Raw genomic sequence first — 870 nt, 5'->3', positions numbered from 1 at the left:
AGAGCGTGTCTCATTTGGCGAGTTTCTTGTAACAGGTGATGGTGGCGGCGAGGGTGAGGAAGGCGAGGTAGTGGCTGGGTTTGCGTTCGTAGCGGATGGTCAGGCGCCGGTAGCTGGTCAGCCAGGCGATGGACCGTTCGATCACCCACCGGTGTCTTCCGAGTTTCTCGGTGGATTCGATGCCCTTGCGGGCGATGCGCGGGATGATCCCGCGCCGGCGGAGCCAGTCGCGTAGGGCTGGGATGTCGTAGGCCTTGTCGGCGTGGAGCTTGGCCGGTTTCCGGCGGCGCGGTCCGCGGCGAGACCGGATCGGCGGCAGCGCGTTGACCAAGGGTCTGAGCGCGTGACTGTCGTGAGTGTTGGCCGCGGAGATCCCAACGGTTAACGGAAGTCCGGCCCGGTCGGACAGCACATGGATCTTCGAGCCGGGCTTGCCGCGATCGACCGGGCTCCGACCGGTCAGACCGCCCCCCTTTTGGCCCTGACGGATGCTCCGTCCAGGACCGCACGCGACCAGTCGATCATGCCCTTGCCGCCAAGTTCGTCCAGCACCGCCCGGTGCACATCGCGCCACAGGCCGACCTTGGTCCACTCGGTGAACCGCCGATGCGCTGTCGGCACGGTGACCCCGAAGCTGGGCGGCAGATGTCGCCAGGCGCAGCCGCTGGTCAGCACGAACACGATCGCGGTGAACACCGCCCGGTCGCCCACTCGTGACATGCCGCCACCCTGCGGGCGCGTCTTTCCCGGCGGGATCAACGGTTCGACCAGCGCCCACAACTCGTCGGGCACCAGCCGTCGCGACAACTCGTCCATCACAGCTCATGATCATGCCCACACCTCAACCAACAACCAAGTGAGACACGCTCT

The 870-nt window shown here is 66.2% G+C and carries 1 protein-coding gene; it reads right to left on the bottom strand.

Features of this window, described 5'->3' with window-relative positions; genetic code table 11:
• Positions 1-10 precede the first annotated feature (10 nt).
• A protein-coding gene (locus tag ABD793_RS42535; protein WP_184779869.1) for an IS5 family transposase occupies positions 11-816 on the bottom strand; the annotation gives its coding sequence in 2 pieces (ribosomal slippage) (positions 11-477 and positions 477-816; 807 coding nt in all).
• Positions 817-870 lie beyond the last annotated feature (54 nt).

This window comes from Amycolatopsis ultiminotia (assembly GCF_039536925.1).
GTDB lineage: Bacteria > Actinomycetota > Actinomycetes > Mycobacteriales > Pseudonocardiaceae > Amycolatopsis > Amycolatopsis ultiminotia.
The sequence above is the reverse complement of the archived record's forward strand: the minus strand, read 5'-3'. Positions and strand labels throughout refer to the sequence as shown.